The organism is Fodinibius sp. (genome assembly GCF_041642155.1).
GTDB lineage: Bacteria > Bacteroidota > Rhodothermia > Balneolales > Balneolaceae > Fodinibius.
In genome coordinates this window covers 1-4,168 of sequence record NZ_JBEPWZ010000267.1, presented here as the reverse complement: position 1 = coordinate 4,168, position 4,168 = coordinate 1, and the positions used below count along the sequence as shown (strand labels likewise).

The 4,168-nt window shown below is 54.6% G+C and carries 4 protein-coding genes; all 4 read left to right on the top strand.

Annotated elements, in window-relative coordinates; translation table 11 throughout:
* Positions 1–2 precede the first annotated feature (2 nt).
* Complete coding sequence (locus ACESLU_RS12405) at positions 3–884, top strand: SMP-30/gluconolactonase/LRE family protein (RefSeq protein WP_372638957.1); 882 nt, start codon at positions 3–5, stop codon at positions 882–884.
* Positions 885–1,171: 287 nt separating this feature from the next.
* The gene (locus tag ACESLU_RS12400; RefSeq protein ID WP_372638956.1) at positions 1,172–1,666 is read left to right on the top strand and encodes a RidA family protein; all 495 of its coding nucleotides are present in this window, start codon (positions 1,172–1,174) and stop codon (positions 1,664–1,666) included.
* A 202-nt stretch (positions 1,667–1,868) separates the two neighbouring features.
* Complete coding sequence (locus ACESLU_RS12395; protein WP_372638958.1) at positions 1,869–3,101, top strand: amidohydrolase/deacetylase family metallohydrolase; 1,233 nt, start codon at positions 1,869–1,871, stop codon at positions 3,099–3,101.
* Between the two features lie 230 nt (positions 3,102–3,331).
* Positions 3,332–4,168, top strand: an 837-nt coding sequence (locus ACESLU_RS12390; RefSeq protein WP_372638955.1) for an RraA family protein, incomplete at its 3' end; no start/stop codon positions are given.

Genomic DNA, 4,168 nt, shown 5'->3' with positions numbered 1-4,168 from the left:
CCGTGGCCGGCAGCGGATGTGTTACCTCAAAACCGGCAGAACTGGAAACGTATATCTATACCGCCGAACATTTCACGGAGCCCGGCAGCTTTACCTCCGGCGCCGAAGGGCCGGCCGTGGACGGCGATGGAAACCTGTATGCGGTTAACTACGACCGGCAGCATACGATCGGCAAGGTTACGCCGGGGGGAGAAGCCAGCGTATTCGTGGAATTGTCCGACGAAAGTATTGGCAACGGAATAAGGTTCAACAGCGAGGGGGACATGCTGATCGCAGATTATGTGAATCACAACATCCTGAAGGTCGATATGGACAGCAGGGAGATCAGTACCTATGCGCATGAACCGGAAATGAATCAACCCAATGATATCGCTATTGGAGCGAATGACATCCTGTATGCGAGTGACCCGAACTGGAGTGAATCCACGGGACAGCTGTGGCGGATCGATCCCGACGGCACGACCACCCTCCTGGAAAAAGATATGGGCACCACCAACGGCATTGAAGTCAGCCCGGATGAACAGACGCTGTACGTCAATGAGTCGGTGCAGCGAAAGGTATGGGCGTATGATCTGTCTGAGGAAGGGGCGATTAGCAACAAGCGGCTGTTCATTGAATTTTCTGGCAACGGACTGGATGGCATGCGTTGCGATGCCGATGGCAACCTGTATATTACCCGCCACGGGAAGGGGACGGTCGTAAAGGTCTCCCCGGAAGGCGAAGTGCTGCTTGAAATACCAATGGTCGAAGGTAAAAATACCACCAATCTTGCATTCGGCGGACCGGAAGGCCGGACCGTGTACGTGACGGTTGCCGATGCAGGCAATATCCAGTCGTTCCGGGCAGAGCAGCCGGGGCGGAGCTGGACGCTGAAAAACAACTGACAGGAAGAAGTTTCCCCGGTAAATATAAATACGCATTACGGATCACATGTCAGGGCTCTTAAGGAGTTTGTCCCTCTGAACGCTGCATGCTGTTTATTCTGCCCGGGGAGTCCCTCCTGGAGAAGAGAACCGGCGGACCGGCGCTTTACCATGGTACCAGTTTTTGTGAGTTACCGAAATCAATCAGAAGCAGTATGGTGCATAGTGCAGGGATAAACAGGATACTTTAGACGTATAAAAAACAAACGCTTAACTTACATTTACATTAAATACCAAATCACACAATTATGGATTTTTCAAATAAAAACCAATCGCGACGCTCCATCATTAAATCGTTATTTGCGGGACTGCTGACCGGCGTGGCCGGCATGTTCGGGGTGGCCCAGGCGGCGCCTTCGGATAAAAAGGACCGCTCGATCAAACACATTCCTGCCTCGGATGCCGGGGGACAGGAGGTCCCGCTTTTTTCAGGATCGGTTACCCACGAGGGACTCGTATACATTGCGGGCAAAGGGTACCACGAAGAGGGAGATATCACCAAGCATACGACGGAGGTGCTTAACTCGCTGGAGGAAGAGCTGGAAAAGGCCGGCTCGTCGATGGACCGCGTGCTGAAAGTGAATGTCTATTTGGCCGACCTCGACGATTATGATGAGATGAATGACGCCTACCGGGGACGTTTTGGCGACAGTCCTCCCGTGCGTACGACGGTGGCCACCTACGGCGGGGTTCCCGGGGACTCACTGGTGGAAATCGACTGCATCGCGGCTTTAAACGAGTAATGGCTCCATGAGTACGTGATCCCGACTACACTGGATCCCTTCTGTTGGTACCTTTTTTACCGTGATACATCCTACACGACCTTTTATAACTATTAACCAATGATCAGTGATGGAAACAATAAAAACCGCAGTATATGACAATCGCATGGGAACCGGCATCACCGGTTTCGCGGCGATCACCAGAATAGCGCTGCTGGGATGGATGCTGATTGCTTTCAGTTCCGTCCTTCAGGCCCAGTCCTATGACCTCCTGCTGAAAGGCGGACATGTTATCGATCCCAAAAATGAGGTTGACGAGCCGATGGATGTGGGTATCAGTGATGGAAAGATCGTGGAAGTGGCGCCTTCCCTCTCACCGGGGGAAGCCGAAAAAGTAATTGATGCCGCAGGCCTGTATGTGACGCCCGGCCTCATCGACATTCACGGGCACCACTATCACGGCACCGAGCCGGATGCATACCTGAGCAACAGCTTTACGGCTCTCCCCCCCGATGGTTTTACCTTCCGGGCCGGGGTCACTACAGTAGTGGATGTAGGGGGCGCCGGGTGGCGTAACTTTGACCATTTTAAGAAGCAGGTCATTGACCGCTCGAAAACCCGCGTCCTGTCGTTCCTTAATATCATTGGCAGCGGCATGAAGGGGGGCGCTATTGAGCAAAATAATAACGACATGGACCCGAAGATGACCGCCCTGGTGGCCCGGCAGTATCCCGAGGTAGTGGGGGTAAAAATCGCTCATTACCGGGGGCATGAGTGGGAGCCGTACGAGCGGGCGGTGGAGGCCGGCGAGCGCGCGGACGTACCGGTGATGGTTGACTTCGGGGGAGCATCGCCTCCGCTGCCGCTGGAGAAGCTGCTGCTGGACGTACTGCGACCCGGTGATATCTACACCCATATGTATGGGGGCGGCAGTGATGTGCACGGGGGACGTCAGTCCGTGATTGACGAGAACAACGAGCTCCGGGCGGGCATGGTGGAAGCCCGGGAGCGGGGCATTGTCTTTGACGTGGGCCACGGCGGGGGCAGCTTTTTCTACCCGGTAGCCATTCCGGCCTTCGAGCAGGGACTGCGTCCCACTACGATCAGCACGGACCTGCATACCGGCAGTATGAATGACGGGATGAAGAACATGCTGAATGTGGTCTCGAAGATGATGGACATGGGCATGTCGCTGCAGGAGGTGATCGAGGCTTCGACATGGACCCCGGCGCAGGTCATCCAGCGCGAGGAGCTGGGGCACCTGAGTGAGGGGGCGGTAGCCGACGTGGCCGTCTTCGGCATGCGGGAGGGGGATTTCCGTTTTGTGGATTCCAGTGAAAACTTCAAGCCGAATGGCACCAGAAAACTGGAGACGGAGTTGACCATCCGGGAAGGGGCGGTGGTCTACGATCTCAACGGCCTGGCGGCAACGCCGTGGGATGATGATGAAGAATGACAGAGGATTTTTGGGATTCATACATGTTCCGTCACCCGGAACGCCGGTTAACTTTTTCCTGAAGTCAATGGCTGAGAACCCTTTGGATCCTGCCCGGGTTTTAACGGCTTATTATCCTGGATCGAGGTATACGGACAAAAGGAACAATAAACTGTTTTTACATTGAGATTTGCCCGCAAGACCCATTAGAATTTAAAACATAGCAATACTAATAAAAGAACATTGTTTTTATGAAGATACGCGTGTTGATTTGGACCTTATTCATGTCGCTGCTGCTGGGTATGTCGGCCGCGGGACAGTCGCCGGGGAACGATCATCTGGTAGCCTCCCAGGAGGATATTCTGTTTTACACCTCCGCGTGGGAGGGTGAGCGGATGCCGGACGGGCGCCCCGATGTTTCGCAGGACCTGCTGGAACGGCTGAAGAATATCAGAATAGAAGATGCCTGGCAGTATTTATATGAACAGGGCTATCACAACCAGTATGAAGGCGGCTGGAAAAAACTCCATCCCGACCAACCCATCGTGGGACAGGTGCTGACGGCCCAGTATATGCCCAGGCGCCCGGACATTATGCAGCGCCTGGAGCGCGAGGGGACCCAGGCCGGCCACGTGGGACCCATGAACACCTGGCCGATCGATATGCTCAGGGAGGGGGATGTCTATCTCGCTGATTCTTATGGGAAGATTGCCCAGGGAACCCTGATTGGGAGTAACCTGGGCAATTCCATTTTTGACAATTCGGGAAACGGCGTCATTTTTAATGGGTCGCTCCGGGATGGGGAAGACCTGGAAGAACTGGAGGGGTTCAATGCGTTTGTCCGCGACTGGCATCCGTCCTTCCTGGAAGAAACCATGCTCACGGGGATTAACGTGCCGATCCGCATCGGCAAGGTGAGCGTCATGCCGGGGGACGTGGTGCTTGCCAAAAAGAGAGGGATTGTTTTTATCCCGCCCCACCTGGTGGAAGGCATGGTCATTACCGCGGAAATTGTGAAGCTGAGAGATGAGTTTGCCCAGAAGCGCATGCAGGACGGGGTGTATACGGCGGGACAAATTGACACGGAG

Bases quoted from the DNA above. Each gene is read 5' to 3' on its own strand.
- ACESLU_RS12400 (WP_372638956.1), top strand. From the start codon at position 1,172: ATGGATTTTTCAAATAAAAACCAATCGCGACGCTCCATCATTAAATCG.
- ACESLU_RS12395 (WP_372638958.1), top strand. From the start codon at position 1,869: ATGCTGATTGCTTTCAGTTCCGTCCTTCAGGCCCAGTCCTATGACCTC.